This window comes from Stenotrophomonas sp. Steno-C17, assembly GCF_056393165.1.
Genome location: NZ_JBWJPD010000008.1, coordinates 145,842 through 166,108, shown reverse-complemented (window position 1 = coordinate 166,108; position 20,267 = coordinate 145,842). Strand labels below are relative to the sequence as shown.

The 20,267-nt window shown below is 68.1% G+C and carries 15 protein-coding genes; 6 read left to right on the top strand and 9 right to left on the bottom strand.

From position 1 onward, the window contains the following. Window positions 1–90 precede the first annotated feature (90 nt). From AC06FA_RS09510 to aspS, 4 genes are all read right to left on the bottom strand, one after another. Complete coding sequence (locus tag AC06FA_RS09510) at window positions 91–723, bottom strand: esterase/lipase family protein (RefSeq protein ID WP_478068078.1); 633 nt, start codon at window positions 721–723, stop codon at window positions 91–93. 78 nt (window positions 724–801) lie between these two features. Continuing rightward, window positions 802–1,323 (bottom strand): N-acetyltransferase family protein, encoded by a 522-nt coding sequence (locus AC06FA_RS09505; RefSeq protein WP_478068101.1) that lies wholly within the window; start codon window positions 1,321–1,323, stop codon window positions 802–804. Window positions 1,324–1,355: 32 nt separating this feature from the next. Continuing rightward, window positions 1,356–1,679, bottom strand: a complete 324-nt coding sequence (locus AC06FA_RS09500; protein WP_108750857.1) for a DNA primase — start codon at window positions 1,677–1,679, stop codon at window positions 1,356–1,358. 16 nt (window positions 1,680–1,695) lie between these two features. Then, entirely contained in the window at window positions 1,696–3,447 is a 1,752-nt protein-coding gene (aspS, locus tag AC06FA_RS09495) for an aspartate--tRNA ligase (RefSeq protein WP_478068077.1), read from the bottom strand. A gap of 159 nt (window positions 3,448–3,606) precedes the next feature. Between aspS and AC06FA_RS09490 the strand changes: the two genes are divergently transcribed. Continuing rightward, on the top strand, window positions 3,607–4,362 hold the full coding sequence (locus tag AC06FA_RS09490; protein ID WP_478068076.1) for a DUF3011 domain-containing protein: 756 nt from the start codon (window positions 3,607–3,609) through the stop codon (window positions 4,360–4,362). An 83-nt stretch (window positions 4,363–4,445) separates the two neighbouring features. Here the strand turns inward: AC06FA_RS09490 and AC06FA_RS09485 are convergent, their stop codons facing one another. The 3 genes from AC06FA_RS09485 to AC06FA_RS09475 form a co-directional block, all read right to left on the bottom strand. Then, on the bottom strand, window positions 4,446–5,090 hold the full coding sequence (locus AC06FA_RS09485; RefSeq protein WP_478068075.1) for a hypothetical protein: 645 nt from the start codon (window positions 5,088–5,090) through the stop codon (window positions 4,446–4,448). Window positions 5,091–5,147: 57 nt separating this feature from the next. Beyond that, entirely contained in the window at window positions 5,148–6,707 is a 1,560-nt protein-coding gene (locus AC06FA_RS09480) for an ArnT family glycosyltransferase (protein ID WP_478068074.1), read from the bottom strand. Between the two features lie 104 nt (window positions 6,708–6,811). Further along, on the bottom strand, window positions 6,812–8,023 hold the full coding sequence (locus tag AC06FA_RS09475) for a cation:proton antiporter (RefSeq protein ID WP_478068073.1): 1,212 nt from the start codon (window positions 8,021–8,023) through the stop codon (window positions 6,812–6,814). A 134-nt stretch (window positions 8,024–8,157) separates the two neighbouring features. Between AC06FA_RS09475 and AC06FA_RS09470 the strand changes: the two genes are divergently transcribed. Beyond that, the gene (locus tag AC06FA_RS09470; protein ID WP_478068072.1) at window positions 8,158–9,399 is read left to right on the top strand and encodes an MFS transporter; all 1,242 of its coding nucleotides are present in this window, start codon (window positions 8,158–8,160) and stop codon (window positions 9,397–9,399) included. 65 nt (window positions 9,400–9,464) lie between these two features. Beyond that, window positions 9,465–11,714: a glucosylglycerol-phosphate synthase gene (gene ggpS / locus AC06FA_RS09465; RefSeq protein WP_478068100.1), complete on the top strand. Its 2,250-nt coding sequence runs from the start codon at window positions 9,465–9,467 to the stop codon at window positions 11,712–11,714. 64 nt (window positions 11,715–11,778) lie between these two features. Here the strand turns inward: ggpS and blaL2 are convergent, their stop codons facing one another. Further along, on the bottom strand, window positions 11,779–12,690 hold the full coding sequence (blaL2, locus tag AC06FA_RS09460) for a L2 family extended-spectrum class A beta-lactamase (RefSeq protein ID WP_478068071.1): 912 nt from the start codon (window positions 12,688–12,690) through the stop codon (window positions 11,779–11,781). Between the two features lie 176 nt (window positions 12,691–12,866). Between blaL2 and ampR the strand changes: the two genes are divergently transcribed. Continuing rightward, complete coding sequence (ampR, locus tag AC06FA_RS09455) at window positions 12,867–13,766, top strand: LysR family transcriptional regulator AmpR (RefSeq protein WP_478068070.1); 900 nt, start codon at window positions 12,867–12,869, stop codon at window positions 13,764–13,766. A gap of 76 nt (window positions 13,767–13,842) precedes the next feature. On the opposite strand, the gene AC06FA_RS09450 is transcribed toward ampR, so the two are convergent. After that, a complete protein-coding gene (locus tag AC06FA_RS09450; protein ID WP_108753935.1) occupies window positions 13,843–15,708 on the bottom strand; it encodes an ABC-F family ATP-binding cassette domain-containing protein in 1,866 nt (621 codons plus the stop codon). 337 nt (window positions 15,709–16,045) lie between these two features. Between AC06FA_RS09450 and AC06FA_RS09445 the strand changes: the two genes are divergently transcribed. Together AC06FA_RS09445 and ybaL are read left to right on the top strand one after the other, a co-directional pair. Further along, complete coding sequence (locus AC06FA_RS09445) at window positions 16,046–18,433, top strand: TonB-dependent receptor plug domain-containing protein (protein WP_478068069.1); 2,388 nt, start codon at window positions 16,046–16,048, stop codon at window positions 18,431–18,433. A 135-nt stretch (window positions 18,434–18,568) separates the two neighbouring features. Beyond that, window positions 18,569–20,266, top strand: a complete 1,698-nt coding sequence (gene ybaL / locus AC06FA_RS09440; protein ID WP_478068068.1) for a YbaL family putative K(+) efflux transporter — start codon at window positions 18,569–18,571, stop codon at window positions 20,264–20,266. Window position 20,267: the final 1 nt, after the last annotated feature.

Below are 20,267 nucleotides of genomic sequence, written 5' to 3'. Positions count from 1 at the left end.
GAACCAAGGTTCGCACCTACCAGGGCAGGTCGGTAGCGCCGGGCCATGCCCGGCGAAAGGCGTGCGAACCAACGGTTCGCACCCACCAACCTACGCGGCGGCGGCGTCGCTGCTGTGATCGAACTGGCCGTGCTTCAGGAAATGCGCGGTCTGCCGCGCGGCGTCGGGTGATACCACCAGCCCGCTGTGGCTGGTGCGCACCACGCAGTGGTCGGCGAGGCCTGGCAGGCGGGTCTCGTCCAGCGCCACCGTACCGTCGGACGCTTCACCCATCGCCCCCAGCAGGCTGCCCAGGCCGTGCGGCACCGACCCGGCAATCAACCCCACCTGCGCCCTGCCCTGCCAGTCCGGCAGGCCATCGAGCAGCAGGTCACTGCTGCGGCCCAGGGCCAGGCCCCAGCCGTGTTCCGACAACGAGCGCGCGGTACCGCTGCCGCGCAGCGGCGAGCCCAGGCAGACCACGCGCTGCACCGGCAACTGCGGCTGCCGGCGCAGGGCTTCCAGCGCCACCAGCCCGCCCAGGCTATGGCCCACCAGCGACAGCGGGCCGGTGCCGGCCAGGCGTTCCAGCAACTGCGGCACGGCCACGTCCGGCCCGCCGAAGATCGAGGCGTAACCGAAGGTATGCACCTGGAAACCACGCGCGCGCAGGCGCCAGGCCAACGGCCCGACCCAGGCACGGGCATTCCAGATGCCATGCAGCAGCAAAACAGGGGGATTCATGCGTAACAGCCTGGCGTTGGGCGGGGCGGGATCTGCAGTGATTGAACGAAATCGCGGGGCAAGCGGCAGTGAAGCCGCTCAGGCCGGGCGCGGTTCGCGGCGCAGGATGAATTCCAGATCGTTGATCTGGCCGACCGGGAACAGATACTCGCCGGCTTTCTGGAAGCCGTAACGGGCGTAGAAGCGCTGTGCGCCGAAGTTTTCCGACCACACGCCCAACCACAGCGTGCGCGGGCCGTCGCGCTCCAGCCAGGCCAGCGCGGTTTCCAGCAGGCGGCTGCCCCAGCCACAGCTCTGCTCGGTCTTCACCAGATACAGGCGCTTGAGCTCGCCATCGCCGGGCTTCACGTCCGGGTGCGGCAGGCCGCAGGGGCCGGCGGCAGCATGGCCGACCGCCTCCCCGTCCCGTTCCAGCAGCCACACCGCATATTCCGGGTGGCCCAGGATGATGCGCTGGCGCTCGACCGTGTAGGCCTCCTCCAGGAAGGCCTGCAGGTCCTGCGGCGGGTACAGGTGGCCAAAGGTTTCAGTGAACGTGCGCGCGGCCAGCGCCGACAGGGTCGGCGCGTCGTCCACGGTGGCGCGGCGGATCGAATACATGGGTCGAGTGGACGCCAGGGCGACGGTCGGGGTCAAGCCCGTTCCGACGACTCGGTTTCGTCCTCTTCTTCCTCGTCCTCTTCCTCGTATTCCTCTTCGTCCTCGTCCTCGCCTTCTTCTTCCTCGTCCTCGTCGAACTCTTCCTCTTCGTCGTCCTCGTAATCCTCGACGCCGAAGTCTTCACCGTCCCAGCGACCTTCGCCGTCGGCGACGAAGGTCAGTGCCATCGCGGCCGGGTTGGTACCGACGCGGACCAGCCAACCACCGAATACACGTGCACGCTCGGTGACCAGGGTGGCCTCGGAGCCTTCATTGCCCAGCTTTTCCCACTCCAGCGAAAACGCGAACTCGGTCATTGCGTGGATCTCCTGATCAGTTGGTCTTGGGGCGAACCTGGATATGCACTTCGGCCAGCTGCGCATCGACGATCGGCGACGGCGCATCGGTCATCAGATCCTGCGCACCGGTGGTCTTCGGGAACGGAATGACGTCGCGGATGGACTCGGTACCGGCCATCAGCGCGGCGATGCGATCGATGCCGAAGGCGATGCCGCCGTGCGGCGGCGCGCCGTAGTTCAGCGCGTCCAGCAGGAAGCCGAACTTGGCACGGGCTTCTTCGGCGCCGATGCCCAGCAGCTCGAAGACCGCGCTCTGCATGTCCGGGCGGTGGATACGAATCGAACCGCCGCCGATTTCATTGCCGTTGAGCACCATGTCGTAGCCGCGCGAAACGGCGGTACGGGCGTTGGCACGCAGGTCGGCGATATCGTCCACGGCCGGCGCGGTGAAGGGGTGATGCAGGGCGACGTAGCGCTGCTCTTCCTCGTCCCATTCGAACATCGGAAAGTCGGTGACCCACAGCGGTGCCCAGCCGTCGGCGACCAGGCCGAAGTCCTTGCCGGCCTTCAGGCGCAGGGCGCCCATGAAGTCGGACACCTTGTTGTAGCCACCGGCGCCGAAGAACACGATGTCACCGTTGCCAGCGCCCACATGGGCCACCAGCGCGGCGAAACGCTCTTCGCTGAAGAACTTCTGGATGGGCGAACTGACTTCGCCGTTGTCGCCGATCTTGATGTACGCCAGGCCCTTGGCGCCGTACTTGGCGGCGTGCGCGGCGTATTCGTCGATCTGCTTGCGCGACAGGGTGGCACCGCCCGGAATGCGCAGCGCGGCCACACGGCCTTCGGCATCATTGGCCGGGCCGGTAAACACCGGGAACTCGCTGTCCTTGACCAGTTCGGCCACGTCCACCAGCTCCAGCGCGATGCGCAGGTCCGGCTTGTCCGAACCGTAGCGGCGCATGGCCTCGGCCCAGGTCATGCGCGGGAAGCTGGCCGCCAGCGGCACGTCCACCACTTCCTTGAAGATGGCGCGGATCATGTCTTCAACGAAATCCTGCACGTCGCGCTCGCGCACGAAAGCGAATTCCATGTCCAGCTGGGTGAATTCCAGCTGGCGGTCGGCGCGCAGGGCTTCGTCGCGGAAGCAGCGCGCGATCTGGTAGTAGCGGTCGAAGCCGGCCACCATCAGGATCTGCTTGAACAGCTGCGGGCTCTGCGGCAGGGCGTAGAACTCGCCCGGGTGCATGCGCGCCGGCACCAGGAAGTCGCGCGCGCCTTCCGGGGTGGCCTTGGTCAGGATCGGGGTTTCGATGTCCTGGAAGCCGCGCTCGTCCAGGTGGCGGCGCAGGGCCTGCACCAGCTTGATGCGGGTGCGCTGCATGCGCTGCATTTCCGGGCGGCGCAGGTCCAGGTAGCGGTACTTCAGGCGGGTGTCTTCGCCCGGGTTCTCGTGGGCGTGGAACGGCAGCGGCGCGGCCTTGTTCAGCACGGTGATGGCGGTGGCGATCACTTCCACCTTGCCGGTGGCGATCTTGTCGTTCACCGCGTGGCGCGCGCGCACCACACCTTCCACCTGCAGCACGTCTTCGTAGCCCAGGCTGGCGGCCACGGCGAACACCTCGGCGTTGTCCACCTCCACGGTCACCTGCACGATGCCCTCATGATCGCGAAGATCGATGAAGCAGACGCCGCCCTGGTTACGGGCCACGTCGGTCCAGCCGGCGAGGGTGACAGTCTGGCCAATCAGGGTCTCGTTGACCAGGCCGCAGAAGTGGGTACGCATGGGGGGAAAGCTCCGCTGGAGAACGCCGGCACCGAACGGGGGCCGGAAAGCCCCGTATTCTGCGGCCGAGGCCCCGGCTGGGGCAAATGCGGACGGTCACACGGGCTTTATCCGCCCCGTCCTTATAGTCGCGCACCACACACCGTATGGGGATTTGCCATGAACGCGCTGTCCCTGGCCAGCCTGGCCACCACCCTCACCCTGGGCGCCCTTGCCGGGCTGACCCTGTCCCCCGCCCCTGCCGCCGCGCAGAGCGGCGTGGTCCGCTGCGAAAGCCAGAACAACCGCGAACGGGTCTGCAGCACCGGCTGGCGCAACGCCCAGCTGGTGCGCCAGCTGTCCGGCTCGGCCTGCGTGGAGGGCCGCACCTGGGGCAGCCGCAACGGCAGCATCTGGGTCAACGGCGGCTGCCGTGCCGAGTTTGTCGAAGGCCGCGGCGGCTGGGGCGGCAACCACGGCGGCAACAATGGCGGCGGCTGGGGGGGCGGCAACAGCGGCGGCACCATCCGCTGCGAGAGCCAGGACAACCGCGAGCGCACCTGCCCGGTGAACTGGCGCGGGGCCACCCTGGTGCGGCAGATTTCCGGGTCGGCCTGCGTGGAGGGCCAGACCTGGGGCGTGCGCCGCGGGGCGATCTGGGTCAACCGGGGCTGCCGCGGTGAATTCGCCGAGAGCCGCGGGGGCTGGGGCGGTGGCAACGGCGGCGGCTGGGGCGGTGGCAACAGCAACTACAGCATCACCTGCAGCAGCAATAACAACCGCACCCAGAACTGCGACTGGGATGAACGCCAGGGCCGGCCGGTGCTGCAGCAGCAGCTGTCGGGCAGCGCCTGCCAGGAAGGCCGCAGCTGGGGCTATTCCCGCGGCAGCGTGTGGGTCAGCAACGGCTGCCGGGCGCGCTTTGGCACACGCTGAGCGGCGGGGTCGGATCCCTGGCCACCGGCCAGGGCTCTGACCCCTGCACAGAATGCGCGGCAGGGGATCGGCCCCCGATCAGTTCAGGGCTGCGCCGGCGGGGCCTCGGAACCCCACGGCGCGGGCGGCAGCGCCACCGGCTTACCCAGGTCGAATTCGACGCGGAAACGCCGCCCGCCCGGCCGCGTCAGTTCATAGACGAAACGCTGGTCCGGCTCGATCTCCAAGGCCCACACGTTGTGGGTCGACGCCAGCATGTCGGCGCGGCGGAACATCGCCACCGACTCGGCATCGGCGGGGAACTGCTGGCGCTGGGCGGTGCCCGGTGGCGTGCTGTCGCCGCCGTACAGGGTGATCGCATCAGGGCTGCCATCGGCATGACGATGGTCGTGCTTCAGTTTCAGACCGTGCTCGGTGCGGGTCAGGATCCAGGTGCGCGAATGGTCGGCGCCCACGTGGAAAGGGATGCGCAGTTCGTGGCCCGGGTCATCGCAGCCGCGCACGTGCATCACCAGCGGCTTGCCCGCGAACGGATCATCGCCAGTCGGTGCCGGGGTGTCTTCCACCACCCTGCCTGCAAAGGCCTGGCCGCAGTGCGCGGCCACCGCCGCCATGAAGGCATCGGACGGCGCGGTGGCCACATCGTGGCTGATCGGGGGCGGCTGCTGGGAACAGGCCGCAAGGGCCAGCGCCAGCACGGCGGACATCGAGACGGAACGGACAGTCATGGCCCCACCCTAACGGCCACGGCCAGCGCGCGCAAACCGCGGCGCCGGCCGATCGGGTCAGCGCGCCGGCTGCAGCCAGGCCTCGCACTGCCCCACGACCTGCTTCTGCGCACCGGCCGAATAGCGCTGCACCAGCTGCGCCTGCCACTGCACCCGTTCGGCGGTATTGGCCAACTGGTTGGGGCAGACCACCAGCGCGGCCAGCGGCAGGCCACCCAGGGCCGCGTCGGTTTCCACCAGCGACCGCAGTACGTCATCCGAGGCCCAGTCCGGCACCATCACCCCGCGACGGCCGGAGCGGTACGGCAGTTCGGACGACCAGTCCTGGCCGAGCGCCACCACCACCCCGTCCTGCGGCGTCCCCGCCTGGATCAGCGCCGCCAGCTGCGAAACATCGCTGGGCTGACGGGCTTCCTGCATGTTCTTCAGGTAATGGACCAGGCCGAAGCCGGTCGACAACAGGCACAGCAGCACGGCAAAGGCGATCGGCCAGCGATAGCGGCCACTGGCCTGCGCGCGGAGCACCATCGCCCACAGCACCAGGCCGACGATGGACGTGGCGAACACCACCTGCGCGGCCTGGTAGTACGGGTGCACCACCTGCAGGTTGGTGAATACCAGGAACGGCAGCAGGTAGGCCAGCAGCAGCAACGCCACGGCCGGGCGCGTGCGGCGCATGCACAGGCCGGCGATGGCGATCAGCAGGAACACCCAGTTCGAGCCGGTGGCGGCGCCGAAGCGCTTCTTGAACACCGCCGCCCAGGTGGCCGGGTCCAGGCGCTGCTGCAGGGTGCCGTAGTTGAACGTGCTCAGCCCTGCGGAGGTGACCTGTTCGCCCAGCGCCGACTGCACCTTCAATGCGTCTGCGTGCTGCAGCCACAGCAGCAGCGTGGCCAGCACCGCCAGCGCCGCAACCACGCCCCAGGCCAGCAGCTTCCAGTGCGCGGCCAGCCACTGCGGGCGCCAGCCGTGTTCACGCACCGCCAGCCACAGCAGGGCCAGCGCCACAAACGCAGCGTAGGCGAAGAACGTGGTGATCTTCACCAGCGCCGACAGCACCGCGGCCAGCACAGCCACTACGCCCAGCAGGAGGCGTGGTCGGGTGCGCAGGCCGGCCATCGCCCAGACGAACACCAGGCCGAAGAACACCGCCATGGATTCGATCAGCACCGCCCGTCCCCAGAACTGGGCAAACGGCGAGACCGCGAACGCAGCCGCTACGCACAGCGCCAGCAGGCGGTCGGGGCGGAACGCCAGGACCACGCGGTAGACCATGACGATGCTGCCCACATGGAACAGCAGCGATACCACACGGCCGCTGTTGTCCGCGCTCAGGCCGGTGGCCGCCGACAACAGCGCCGCCAGCCACTGGTACAGCGGAAATTCGAAGGGGATGGACCAGGGTGCACCGATCACCGGCGTCAGGTAATCCAGCCAGGGGCCGCCACGCAGCAACCACTCGATGGACAGCGCAGTCTGGGTCTGCCGGAAGCCGGACGCATCCACCGGCGGCATCGACCAGCTGGCGACGAACAGGATCAACAGCGCAATCGCCGAGAATCCCAGCAGGATCCGGGCGGGCAGCAGGCTGCGGTGGTGGTTCACGTCCTCGATCACGCGTGGGGCTCCTGTGCAGACCGGCGCGCACCAGGGCGGTGCGGCCGGGCGCGCAGTGTCCGGTCTGGGCCGTTGCAACGCAAGCGGCCCAGACCATCGCGCGATCAATCGCGCGCCGGTACCGGCTCGATCACTTCGGTCGCCGCCACCGGTGCGCCCTCGCCTTCACCGGCAGGCTCCTGCTCCACCGGATCGACATCGAAGGGCGTGCGGAACACCAGCGAGGGCAGCAGCGTGGTCAGCGCGGCGTACAGCAGCAGCGCGCCGAACAGCACCGCCGGAATCTGGAAGCGCTCGCGCATGATCGCCGCCAGCACCAGGGTGAAGATCAGCGTCGGTGCCAACGCCAGCGACACCCGCAGGCTGCTGCGGAAACTCTCACCGAACATGACCCGGCGCTGCAGCCACACTACCGCGATACGCAGCGGCAGCACCACCATCGTGATCACCACGCCCAGCCCCAGCGCCTCGAAGCTCAGCGCTTCGCTGGGCACCTTGGTGCCGGCGTTGAAGAAATAGAACGGCACGAAGAACGACGCAAACAGGCGCAGTGCATGCAGGTTCTCGTGCGATGCCAGCAGCGGCATGCGCTGGTGCAGCAGGCGCGCGACCAGACCGGCGATGAAGGCGCCCACCAGGTAGTACACCCCCAGCAGGTAGGTGATGTAGGCCGCCACCATGCCCACCATCACCAGCAGCGAAAATTCCGAGCCCGGCGCATGCGGTGCCACCCAGCGGCCCAGCGCGATGAACAGCAGCGGCAGGCCGACCATCATCGCCAGCAAGGCACCGCTGGACATGGCCATATGCACCGGATCGCCGGCCTGCAGCACCACGAACAACGCCGCCAGCGCCAGCAGTTCACCGGCAATGGCCTTGCTGGTGACCCAGAACCGCTCGTCTTCGCTCAGCCCCAGCCGTGACAGCGAATCCATGATGAAGCCGGTGGACGGGGTCAGCAGGGCCAGCGCCAGCAGGCCGGCGGCCTGCCAGGGCAGGTCCGCATAGCGCCAGGCCAGCCAGCCCACGCCGAACAGCGTTGCGCTGCGGATCAGCAGATGCGCCAGCAGTGGCCACAGCCCGCGCCGCAGCGCGGCCAGATCCACTTCCAACCCGGCAAACAGGAACAGCGAGGAGATGCCCAGCGTGGCCAGCAGGCCGATCACTGCATCGTGCGAACGTTCGCCCAGCCACAGCATGGCGATGATGCCGAACAGCAGGCAGGTCAGCGGCGCCGGCAGGCTGAAACGCTGCAGCGCGCGCGGAATGACCAGCAGCGCGAAGATCAGCAGCAGGTAGATCAGTTCATGGCTCATCGTGACTTCCGTGTGGAACGAACGCGCGCAGCATGCGCGCGCACTCGCGCCGCTGCAAATCGAACGAGGCTGAAATGCGGGTGTGTTAGGGTGGGACAGGTGTTTTCTCCCTGTCTTCCATCGAGGCCGCCCCTATGTGGCGGCTGACGGCCCTGCTGCTGGGGGTTGCGCTGCTGCTGACCGGCGGCGGGCTGCTGGGCACCCTGCTGGCCGTGCGTGGCGGGCAGGAAGGTTTCAGTGCAGGCACCCTGGGCTGGGTGATGTCGTCCTACTTTGCCGGCTATTTCATCGGCACCTTCACCGCCCCGCCGTTGATCCGCCGCATCGGCCACAGCCGTGCGTTCGCCTTCCATGCCGCGCTGGCCACCATGGCCGTGCTGCTGCATCCGCTGTGGATCAGCCCGGCCGGCTGGATGCTGCTGCGCGTGGTGACCGGCGTGGCACTGGTCGGCCTGTACACCGTGATCGAGAGCTGGCTCAACGCCGAACCCGATCCGCAGCGGCGCAGGCGGGTGTTTTCGGTTTACATGATGGTGAATCTATCGGCGCTGGCGCTGGGCCAGGTGCTGTTGCTGGCCGGCGATGCCGGCGCGGCGACGATGTTCTCGCTCACCGCGTTGCTGGTCTGCGCGGCCATGCTGCCGGTCACCGCAACCCGCCTGCAGCAGCCGGAGGTGCCCAGCGTGCCGCGGCTGAAACTGGCACGCCTGTACACGCTGGCGCCGGTTGCCACCGTGGCCGCCGGCCTGTCCGGGCTGGCGATGGGGCCGTTCTGGGGCCTGCTGCCGGTGTATGCCGAGCAGATCGGCCTGCGCGGAAACCAGGTGCCCTTGTTCATGCTGGCGGCCATCGCCGGCGGTGCGCTGCTGCAATGGCCGCTGGGCCGCATCAGCGACGGCCATGATCGCCGCCTGGGCCTGCTGTGCCTGAGCGTGCTGGCCGCCGCCGTGGCGGCGTTGGCCGCGTTGCCCCCGCTGTCGCAGCAGATCCACCTGATGTTCATGCTGGTGTTCTGCTACGGCGGCCTGGCCTTCGCGCTCTACCCGTTCGCCGTGGCGCACATGCTGGACTACCTGCCCACGCCCGACCTGCTGTCCGGTTGCAGCAGCCTGCTGCTGGTGCACGGCATCGGCGCGGCCATCGGTCCGGCGCTGGCCGGTGCGCTGATGCAGCGCTATGGCGCGCCGGCACTGCCGCTGTATTTCACCGCGGTGCTCAGCGCGCTGGCCGCGTTCACCGCCCTGCGCCTGCTGCGCCATGCGCGCCTGCGCACCCATCCGGCGCCGTTCCGGCCGATGCTGCGGACCACGCCTGCCGCGCTGGAACTGATGCCCGAAACCGAATCTCCCACCGTACCCACGAAGGAAGTGCATTGACTGTCGAGTCCCCGACCCTGATTCCGAACCCCGTTCTTTCCGACCCCGCGGCCCGCGAGCCGCAGCTGATCCTGGCCACCGACCTGGACGGCACCTTCCTGGCCGGCAGCGCCGCCCAGCGCCACCGTCTGTACCGGCTGGTGGACCAGCACCCAGGCATCGCCCTGGTGTTCATCACCGGGCGCGGCCTGGAAGCGGTGATGCCGCTGCTGTCCGACCCGGCCATTCCGCGCCCCGACTACATCGTCTGCGATGTGGGCGCCACCGTCGTCCACGGCCACACCCTGCAACCCTTGCAGCCGCTGCAGTCGATGATCGACGCGCACTGGCCCGGCGAACAGGTGGTGGCCGAAGCGATGCGGCCGTTCACCGCGCTGCAGCGCCAGGACGTTCCGCAGGAGCGGCGCTGCTCCTACTTCTGCGACCCGGCCACGCTGGCCCCGCTGCGCGAGCAGATCCAGCAGACCGCGCACGCGCTGGGCTGCGACGTGCTGTATTCGGCCGACCGCTACCTGGACATCCTGCCGCCGGATACCGACAAGGGCCGCACCCTGGCCGCACTGGCGCGCCTGCTGGAGCTGCCGCGCGAGCGCATCCTGGTGGCCGGCGATACCTTGAACGACCTGTCGATGTACCAGGCCGGTTTCCGCGGGGTGTGCGTGGGTGAATCGGAGCCGGCGCTGACCGCGGCCACGGCCGATCTGTCCCACACTTACCACGCCCGTGAACCGGGCTGCGGTGGCATTCTGGAAGCCATCGAACACTTCGGCCTGCTGCCCGCCGACGATCCCTTCCTGCATGCACCGGCCGCCGCCCGCGCACAGGGCGCCGAACTGGTGATGGTGTACCACCGCCTGCCCTTCGACGAAGCCATCGAAGACGGCAAGCTGGTGCAGCGGCCGCCGCGCTCGCCCAACGGCATCATTCCCTCGCTGCTCAGCTTCTTCGATGGCGGCCAGCGCGGCAGCTGGGTGGCCTGGGGCATCGACGATCCCAAGCACCGCCCGTTCCAGCGCCATGTACAGGTGGACGCGCAGCGCTACCCGACCCTGCGCGCCACCCGTGTGCCGCTCAGCCGCCAGGACGTGGACATCTTCTACAAGCGCTTTTCCAAGGAAGCGTTCTGGCCGATGCTGCACGTGTTCTGGGAACGCGCGCGGTTCCGCGAAGACGACTGGCAGGTGTTCCTGAAGGTGAACCGCCGTTTCGCCGAAGCGGTGGCCGATGAAGCCGCGCACGGTGCGACCGTGTGGATCCACGACTACAACCTGTGGATGGTACCGGCGGCACTGCGCGAACTGCGCCCGGACCTGAAGATCGCCTTCTTCCACCACACCTACTTCCCGTCTGCCGATGTGTTCAACGTGGTGCCGTGGCGGCGCGAGATCATCGGCAGCCTGCTGTGCTGCGATTACATCGGCTTCCATATTCCGCGCCAGGTGGAAAACTTCGTGGACGTGGTGCGTGGTGCCATGCCCGCCGAGCGCCTGGCCTGGGAAAGCTGCGCGCCGCGCTTTTTGACCTACGGCTGCGCGGTGGGCCTGGACACCATGACCACCCGCCTGCGCGTCGGTGACCGCGACGTGGCGCTGGGCGCGCACCCGGTAGGCACCGATGTGCGCCGCATCCGCACGCTGCTGGCGCGTGCCGAGGTCCGCAACGACCTGTTCAAGCTGCGCCGCGAGATCGGCGCACGCAAGCTGGTGTTGTCGGTGGAACGACTGGACTACACCAAGGGCACCCTTGCCAAGCTGGAAGCGTTCGAGCGCGTGCTGGAACAGCACCCGGAACAGTGTGGCAAGGTCACCCTGCTGATGGTCTGTGTGCCCGCCGCGCGCGAAATGACCGTGTACCGCACGCTGCAGAACCAGATCGAACAGGCGGTGGGCCGCATCAATGGCCGTTTCTCGCGCCTGGACTGGACCCCGGTGCGCTTCTTCGCCCAGGCCCTGCCGTTCGAACAGGTGGTGGCGCACTACGCGGCCGCGCAGGTGATGTGGATCACGCCGCTGCGTGATGGGCTGAACCTGGTCGCCAAGGAGTTCGTCGCCACCCAGGGCATCGAAGGCACGCCCGGTGTGCTGGTGCTGAGCGAATTCGCTGGCGCGGCAGCCGAGCTGAAGGGCGCGGTGCTGACCAATCCGCATGACCCTGCCGATCTGGCCGCGGGCCTGCTGCAGGCCCTGTCGATGCCCGAAGAAGAGGCCAGCGCGCGATTGCGCCAGCTGCAGGGCATCGTGGAGTACTACGACGTGGATCGCTGGGGCCGTGATTTCCTGGCCGCCGTGGAAGGCAGCGACACACCGGCCAGCTGACGCAGCGGGGTTCGGATCCGTTTTCTGCGGAAGCGGCTCCGACCCCGCACATCACACCTGCACCTCAGCCGATCAGTGCATCGGCCAGCGCACCCACCCGCGCCAACACCGTGGCGCGTTGCTCGTAGCTGATCGCGCCAGCCTGCAGATACGCGGTCAGCACCCACGGCGCGCCGCCCGCGCGCGGCCACAGCACGGCGATGTCATTGCGCGCGTCTTCGCCGTTGCTGCCGGTCTTGTCGCCCACCCGCCAGCGCGGGCCCAGGCCTGCGCGCAGGCAGGCGTCACCGGTCTCATTGTCGATCAGCCAGTCGGCCAACTGCTGTCGCGATGCGGGCTGCAGCACCGGCCCCAGCACCAGGCGTTGCAGGGTCGTGGCCATGGCGGCGGGGGTCGTGGTGTCGCGCGGGTCGCCTACCGCGAAGCGGTTCAATTCCGGCTCCCGGCGATCGCTGCGGCTGACCTTGTCACCGCTGGTACGCAGGAACGCGGTGACCGCTGCCGGGCCACCGACCACGTCGAACAGCAGATTGGCGGCGGTGTTGTCGCTGGTGATCAGCGTCGCCCGGCACAGATCGCGCACGGTCATGTCCTTGCCGGCATGGCGACGAGTGACCGGGGCATGCGACAGCAGGTCAGCCGCGTGCACCGGTACGCGCCGCTCCAGCAGCGCGGGCGCCCGTTCGGCCTGCTGCAGCACCGTGGCCGCCAGCACGGCCTTGAACGTGCTGCACAGCGGGAAGCGTTCGTCCTGGCGATGGCCGCGGCGACGACCGCTGGCGGTATCGAGCAGGGTCACCCCGAGGCGGCCTTGGCAGGCCCGTTCCAGCGCGGCGAAATCGCTTGCCTTCGCAATGGCCGTCGTGTCGACCGCCCCGGTGCTGGGGCCGGACGCAGCGCGCGCCAGCGCCGGTGCGAGCCAGGAGGATGCGAGCGTGGCAGCGCCAAGCTGCAGGAATCGACGGCGAGCGACCATGACCAACCTCCAAGAAAGGAACCGGGAGTATTGGCGCCCCCACACATGCACGACCAGCAGCGATTTTCAGGGTCAGCCATGCGTTTTCCTAATGCCTGACGCATTCAATACTTCCAATGGCGGCAGCAGCGACGCTCAGGCTAGGATCTGCCATCACCCACCCTCATGCCTCGGCCATGTTGCATCCCACCCTGCCCTTGAACGCCCTGCGCGCCTTTGAAGCCGCGGCCCGCCACCAGAACTTCACCCGTGCGGCGCTGGAGCTGTGCGTCAGCCAGGCCGCGCTGAGCCACCAGATCCGCGGGCTGGAAGACCGTCTGGGGGTTCGCCTGTTTCACCGCCTGCCGCGCGGGGTGGCCCTGACCGACGAGGGTGCGGCGCTGTATCCGGTCCTGAATGAAGCGTTCGAGCGCATTTCCGCCAGCATCGCCCGCTACACCGGCGGGCCGGCGCGCGAGGTGCTGACGATCGGGGTGGTGGGCACGTTCGCCACCGGTTGGCTGCTGCCACGCATGGCGGCCTTCGAGGCGGCCCACCCGGATATCGAACTGCGGCTGCAGACGCACAACAACCGCATCGATCTGGCCGGCGAAGGGCTGGACCTGGCCATCCGTTTCGGTGAGGGCGACTGGCAAGGGCAACACTGCACGGCCATCCTGGAAGCGCCGTTCGCACCGCTGTGCGCGCCCGCGCTGGCGCGCAGGCTGCGGCAGCCCCGCGACCTGGCCGGGGTGCCGTTGCTGCGCTCCTACCGCAGCGACGAATGGCCGCGCTGGCTGCAGGCCGCTGCGACCCGTGGCGTGGAAGCCCGCGGCCCGGTGTTCGATTCTTCACTGACCTTGGCCGCCGCCGCGGCCGGCGGTGCGGGCGTGGCCCTGTTGCCACTGCGCATGTTCGAGCCCGAGCTGGCCGAAGGCCGCCTGCTGCAGCCGTTTGCCACGACGCTGGACCTGGGCCGTTACTGGCTGACCCGGCTGCGCTCGCGGGTTGAACGCGAACCGGCCAGGCGTTTCCGCGAATGGCTGCAGGCACAGGATGCCGCCGGGCATGGCCCGGCGCTACCGATGCACCCGTAACCCGGGGAGCGCCGGGCCATGCCCGGCGCGCGCAGCGGATCAGGGGAATCCGCCGGGCCGTGCCCGGCGGACGTCATCACGATTCCAGCAGTTCCATCCACGCCGCTTCGGCTTTTTCCAACTGCGCGGCGGCAGTTTCGCGCTCGCGCCCCAGCACGGCCATGCGGGTGGCATCGGCGTAGTTGGCCGGGTCGGCCAGCTGGCGGTCCAGTTCGGCCAGGCTGGCTTCCAGTTCGGCCACCTTGGCTTCGGCGCTGGCCAGCTTGTGCGGGTTCGCCGGCTTCTTCTGCACCACCTGCGCCACCGGTGCGGTCTTGACCACCACCGGCTCTTCCACCTGCTCCATGCGCGCCTTGGTGCCCTGCGCCTGCGGGCGGGTGCGCAGCCAGGCGGCGTAGGCATCCAGGTCGCCATCGAACGGCTCGACCACACCGTCGGCCACGCGCCAGTAGGTATCGCAGACCAGGCCGATCAGATGGCGGTCATGCGACACCATCACGATCGCGCCCTCGAAGGTGGCCAGTGCTTCGGCCAGCGCTTCGCGCATTTCCAGATCCAGGTGGTTGGTCGGTTCGTCCAGCAGCAGCACGTTCGGCTGCTGCCAGGCGATCAACGCCAGCGCCAGGCGCGCGCGCTCGCCACCGGAGAAACCATCGACCGGCTCGAATGCGCGATCGCCGGGGAAGTTCCACTTGCCGAGGAAATCGCGGAACGCCTGGTTCGGCGCATCCGGGGCGATCTCGCGGAAATGCTCGATCGGCGACTGCCCTTCATGCAGCGACTCCACCGTGTGCTGGGCGAAGTAGCCGATGCGCAGGTCCGGGTGTGCCGAGCGCTCGCCGGCAATCGGCTTCAGCTCGCCCACCAGGGTCTTCACCAGGGTGGTCTTACCGGCGCCGTTGGGACCCAGCAGGCCGATGCGCTGGCCCGCTTCCAGGCCGAAGCCCACGTTGTTGAGGATCACCGCGTCGCTGCCGTAACCGGCCTCGACGTGGTTCAGGCGGATCAGCGAGAACGGCAGCTTGGCCGGCGGTGCGAACTCGATGCGGAACTCGCGTTCGGCGCGCACCGCTTCGGTACCGGCCAGCTTGGCCAGGCGCTTCATGCGGCTCTGCGCCTGCGCGGCCTTGCTGGCCTGCGCCTTGAAGCGGTCGATGAAGCTCTGCAGGTGAGCGCGCTCGGCCTGCTCCTTCTCATGCGCGATCTGCTGCTGGCGCAGCTGTTCGGCACGCTGGCGCTCGAAGTCGGTGTAGCCGCCGGGGTACAGCTTGGCCCCGCCACCGTGCAGGTGCAGGGTGTGGGTGGCCACGTTGTCCAGGAACTCGCGGTCGTGCGAGATCAGCAGCAGGGTGCCCGGGTACTTCAGCAGCCACTGTTCCAGCCAGTACACCGCGTCCAGATCCAGGTGGTTGGTCGGTTCGTCCAGCAGCAGCAGGTCGCTGGGCATCATCAGCGCGCGTGCCAGGTTCAGGCGCACGCGCCAGCCACCGGAGAACGAGGACACCGCGCGATGGTGGGTCTCGGCCGGGAAGCCCAGGCCGTGCAGCAGCTTGCCGGCACGCGCTTCGGCGTCGTAGGCATTCAGTTCGGCCATGCGCGTATGCGCCTCGGCCACCGCCTCCCAGTCCTCGCGCGCGGTGGCGTCGGCCTCGGCGGCCAGCACCGCGGCCACTTCGGTATCGCCGCCCAGCACGAAGCTCAGCGCCGGGTCCGGCAGCGACGGGGTTTCCTGGGCCACGCTGGCGATGCGCACCTTGCCGGGCAGGTCCACATCGCCCTTGTCGGCCTCCAGCTCGCCCTTCACCGCAGCAAACAGGCTGGACTTGCCGGCCCCGTTACGGCCGACCACGCCCACCCGGTAACCGGCGTGCAGGGTCAGGTCCACGTTGGACAACAGCAGCCGCTCGCCGCGGCGCAAGGCGAAATTACGAAGCGAAATCATGGGGGAAGGCGTCCATATAACCAGATGGAATGTGCTGGTGAGCACTGTTCCTGCGACGCAATTCTAGCGTTAACGAATACTTGACGCGCCCCGGGATGCGCGGTGGCAGGCCCACTCTCTCCCGCGTCGGCCCCGCGCAGCCCCCGGCCCCCTCCCCCGCTTCGCTGCCCGTCACAGCTAAATGGTTGCCACGGCAACATTTTTTCCTGTTACCACCATTTGACAGGCACTGAATATCCCGTTAATTCCTGCATTGCGCACCGCAACAACCGTCGTCCGCCTCACCCCAGTGATGTCGATTCCGGTGCCCGCCCCCGCCAACCGGAGCCCCCTCCCGATGACCCGCAAGACCAGCCTGATCGCCGCCGCCGTCGCTGTCGCCCTCGGTGGATCCTCCTTCGCTGCCGTGGCCCAGCAGGCCGGCACCGCCGCCAACACCCTGGACACGGTGATCGTCACCGGTACCCGCGTGGCCGACCGCACCGTGGCCGAATCGCAGTCGCCGATCGACATCATCACCCCCGAAGTGCTGCAGTCCACCGGCAGCAGCGAACTGGCCACGGCGCTGTCGCGCGCCCTGCCCTCGCTGAACTTCCCGCGCCCGGCCCTGACCGACGGCACCAGCGGCGTGCGCCCGGCGCAGCTGCGCGGCCTGTCGCCCGACCAGGTGCTGGTGCTGGTGAACGGCAAGCGCCGCCACACCTCGGCCATGATCAACGTCAACGGCACCATCGGCCGCGGCTCGTCGGCGGTGGACATCAACGCCATTCCGATCGCCGCCATCGAGCGCGTGGAAGTGCTGCGCGACGGCGCCTCGGCGCAATACGGTTCGGACGCCATTGCCGGTGTCATCAACATCGTGCTGAAGGGCAGTGGCAGCGGCGGCAGCCTGGCGGTCGATTACGGCCAGTACTCGGCCGGTGACGGCAACAAGTACCAGCTGTCCGGCGATACCGGCGTGGAATTCGCCGGCGGTCGCGGTCGCGTGCACGTGGCTGGCCAGATCAGCCAGCAGGATGAAAGCAACCGCGCCGGCCCGTACCGCGGCACCACCCCCAACACGGTGAACTACCCGTCCATCGGCGAAACCACCTTCGTGGTGGGCGACCCGAAGGTGGACGCCACCGCCGTGTCGGCCAACGCCAGCTTCGATTTCAGCGACCACGTCACCGGCTACGCCAACGCGATCCTCAGCAACCGCGACATCACCTCGTTCGCGTTCTACCGCTCGCGCAACCACAACGGCCAGACCGCGCTGCTGGCCCAGGTCTACCCGGACGGCTTCGTGCCGGAAATCAACCAGTACTCCAAGGACCGCTCGGTGGTGGCCGGGGTCAAGGGCAACACCGACAGCGGCTGGACCTGGGACCTGAGCCTGAACCACGGCGAGAACACCCTGGATTTCCACACCCGCAACAGCATCAACTACAGCCTTGGTGCGACCAGCCCGCGCTCGTTCTACGACGGCACGCTGAAGTACCAGCAGGACGTGTTCAACGCCGACATCACCAAGTCGCTCGACTGGGGCCTGGCCTATCCGGTCACCCTGTCCTTCGGCGGTGAGTACCGCAAGGAAAAGTGGGACCAGAACCCGGGCGAACTGAACTCCTACACCGGCACCGGCGCGCAGGGCTTCGGTGGCTTTACCCCGACCAACGAAGTGCATGCCGACCGCCACAACTACGCGGTGTACGCCGGCCTGGAAGCGGACCTGACCGAGAAGTTCTCGGCTGGCATCACCGGTCGCTACGAGGATTATTCGGACTTCGGCGACCGCTTCTCGGGCAAGCTGTCGGCACGCTACGCCTTCACCGACAAGGTCGCGCTGCGCGCCACGGCCTCCAGCGGCTTCCGCGCGCCCTCGCTGGCCCAGCAGGGCTACCAGGCCGTCACCAGCCAGTTCACCAACGGCGTGTTCGTCGAACGCGGCACGTTCCCGACCACCAGCGCGGCCGCGCAGGCACTGGGCGCTTCGCCGCTGAAGGCCGAAACCTCCACCAGCTACAGCGTCGGCCTGGTGCTGCAGCCGGTGGACCGCCTGTACGTGACCGTCGATGCCTACCAGATCGACATTGATGACCGCATCGCGCTGTCGTCCAGCATCACCACCAACACCGCCACCAGCAACCTGCTGGCCGGGCTGGGGCTGCCGCAGGTCACCGCGTTCTCGTACTTCACCAACGGCCTGGATACCCGCACCCGCGGCGTGGACTTCGTGTCCAGCTACACCATTCCGTTCAGCGCCAGCAGCCTGGAACTGACCGCGGCCTACAGCTACAACGACACCGAAGTGCGTCGCGTGGGCGGCACCCCGGCGGTGTTCAGCACGCTGGGCCTGACCCAGTCGCTGATCGGCCGCGATGAGATCGGCCGCATCGAAGACAGCTTCCCGCGCGACAAGACCATTGTCAGCGGCACCTGGCGTTCGGACCACTGGGAACTGGGCCTGGCGGCCACCCGCTACGGCGAATTCACCGTGCGCAATTCCGCCACCGCCCTGCGTGACCAGACCTACGGCGACAAGTGGGTGCTGGATGCCTCGGTCAGCTACAAGCCCAGCAGCAACTGGACCCTCACCTTGGGCGCGGACAACCTGCTGGACGAGTACCCGGACCGCACCGAAGACCTGCAGAACTCGACCTTCGGCATGCTGCCCTACAGCAACTACTCGCCGTTCGGTTTCAACGGCGCGTATGTGTACGGTCGCATCAAGTACAACTGGTAAGCAATTGCGGTAGCTGACCCGGGGTCAGATCCCTTTTCGGCAGAAAAGGGCTCTGACCCCATTCGCATTTACGGTTTGCCGTATCTGGCCGCATCGGTGAAAATCGGGGCATCCCCCGATTTCCTGCGAGTGCCGATGCACCATGACACCGACCTGATCAACATCGTGGCCGTTGGCCTGGGGCTCGCCTTCATTCTGGGTGCGCTGGCCAACAAGCTGCGTTTGTCGCCTCTGGTCGGGTACCTGGTCGCTGGCATCTGCGTCGGCCCCTTCACCCCCGGCTTCGTGGCCGACCAGGCGCTGGCCAACCAGCTGGCCGAACTGGGCGTGATGCTGCTGATGTTCGGCGTGGGCCTGCACTTTTCGCTGAAGGACCTGATGGCGGTCAAGGCCATCGCCATTCCCGGTGCCATCGGCCAGATCGCCGTGGCCACCCTGCTCGGCTGGGGCGTGGCCTGGCTGATGGGCTGGCCGGCGCTGCACGGGGTCATCTTCGGCTTCTCGCTGGCCACCGCCAGTACCGTGGTACTGCTGCGCGCCATGGAAGAGCGGCGTCTGCTGGAAACCATGCGCGGCAAGATCGCCGTCGGCTGGCTGATCGTGGAGGATCTGGCCTGCGTGCTGGCCCTGGTGATGATGCCGGTGCTGGCGGGGGTGTTCGGCCCGGAGGCGTCCAAGGAAACCCACACCGTGGGCAGCGTGCTGGCCGATATCGGCTGGACGTTCGTGCAGCTGGGCCTGTTCGTCGCGGTGATGCTGGTGGTCGGCCGCCGGGTCATTCCGTGGATCCTGGAACGCATTGCCGGCACCGGTTCGCGCGAACTGTTCACGCTGTCGGTGCTGGCCATCGCCTTGGGCGTGGCATTCGGCTCGGCCATGCTGTTCGGCGTGTCCTTCGCGCTGGGCGCCTTCTTCGCGGGCATGCTGCTGAACGAATCGGAGCTCAGCCACAAGGCTGCGCACGATTCGCTGCCGCTGCGTGATGCATTCGCGGTGCTGTTCTTCGTATCGGTGGGCATGCTGTTTGACCCGAACATCATCGTGCAGCACCCCTGGCAGGTGCTGGCGACGGTGGCCATCATCATGTTCGGCAAGTCCGCCGCCGCGTTTTTCATCGTGCGCGCCTTCGGCCACCCCACCAGCACCGCGTTGACCATCTCGGCCAGCCTGGCGCAGATCGGCGAATTCGCCTTCATCATCGCCGGACTGGGCGTGGCACTGCAGATCCTGCCCAAGGAAGGCCAGTCGCTGGTGCTGGCCGGTGCATTGGTGTCGATCATGCTGAACCCGCTGGTGTTCGGCCTGCTGGACCGCTGGCAGGCCAAGCAGGAACAGCTGCCGCAGGCTGCGGAGCCGGAAGAGGCCATCGGCCCTTCGCGCGACCTGCATGACCACGCCATCGTGATCGGCTACGGCCGGGTGGGCAGCGAACTGGCGCAGGTACTGCGTGACCGCGGCGTGCCAGTGCTGGTGATCGATGACAACAAGGAACACGTCGAGCAGGCACACGCCAAGGGCCTGGCGGCGATCCGCGGCAGTGCCGCTGCTGATCGGGTACTGGCCGAGGCCCATCCCGAGCGCGCCAAGATCGCGGTGCTGGCCATTCCGCAGCCGCTGGAAGCCGGTGAGGCGCTGGCCAAGCTGCGCGCCATCAACCCCGACCTGACGCTGCTGGCGCGGGCGCACAGCGATGCCGAAGTGAAGCACCTGCTGGAGCACGGCGCCGATGGCACGGTAATGGCCGAGCGCGAGCTGGCCTATTCGCTGGCGGAAATGATCATGTCCACGCCGCCGTACCGGAACCTGGGGCAGAACAGCATTCCGGTGGTGTAAG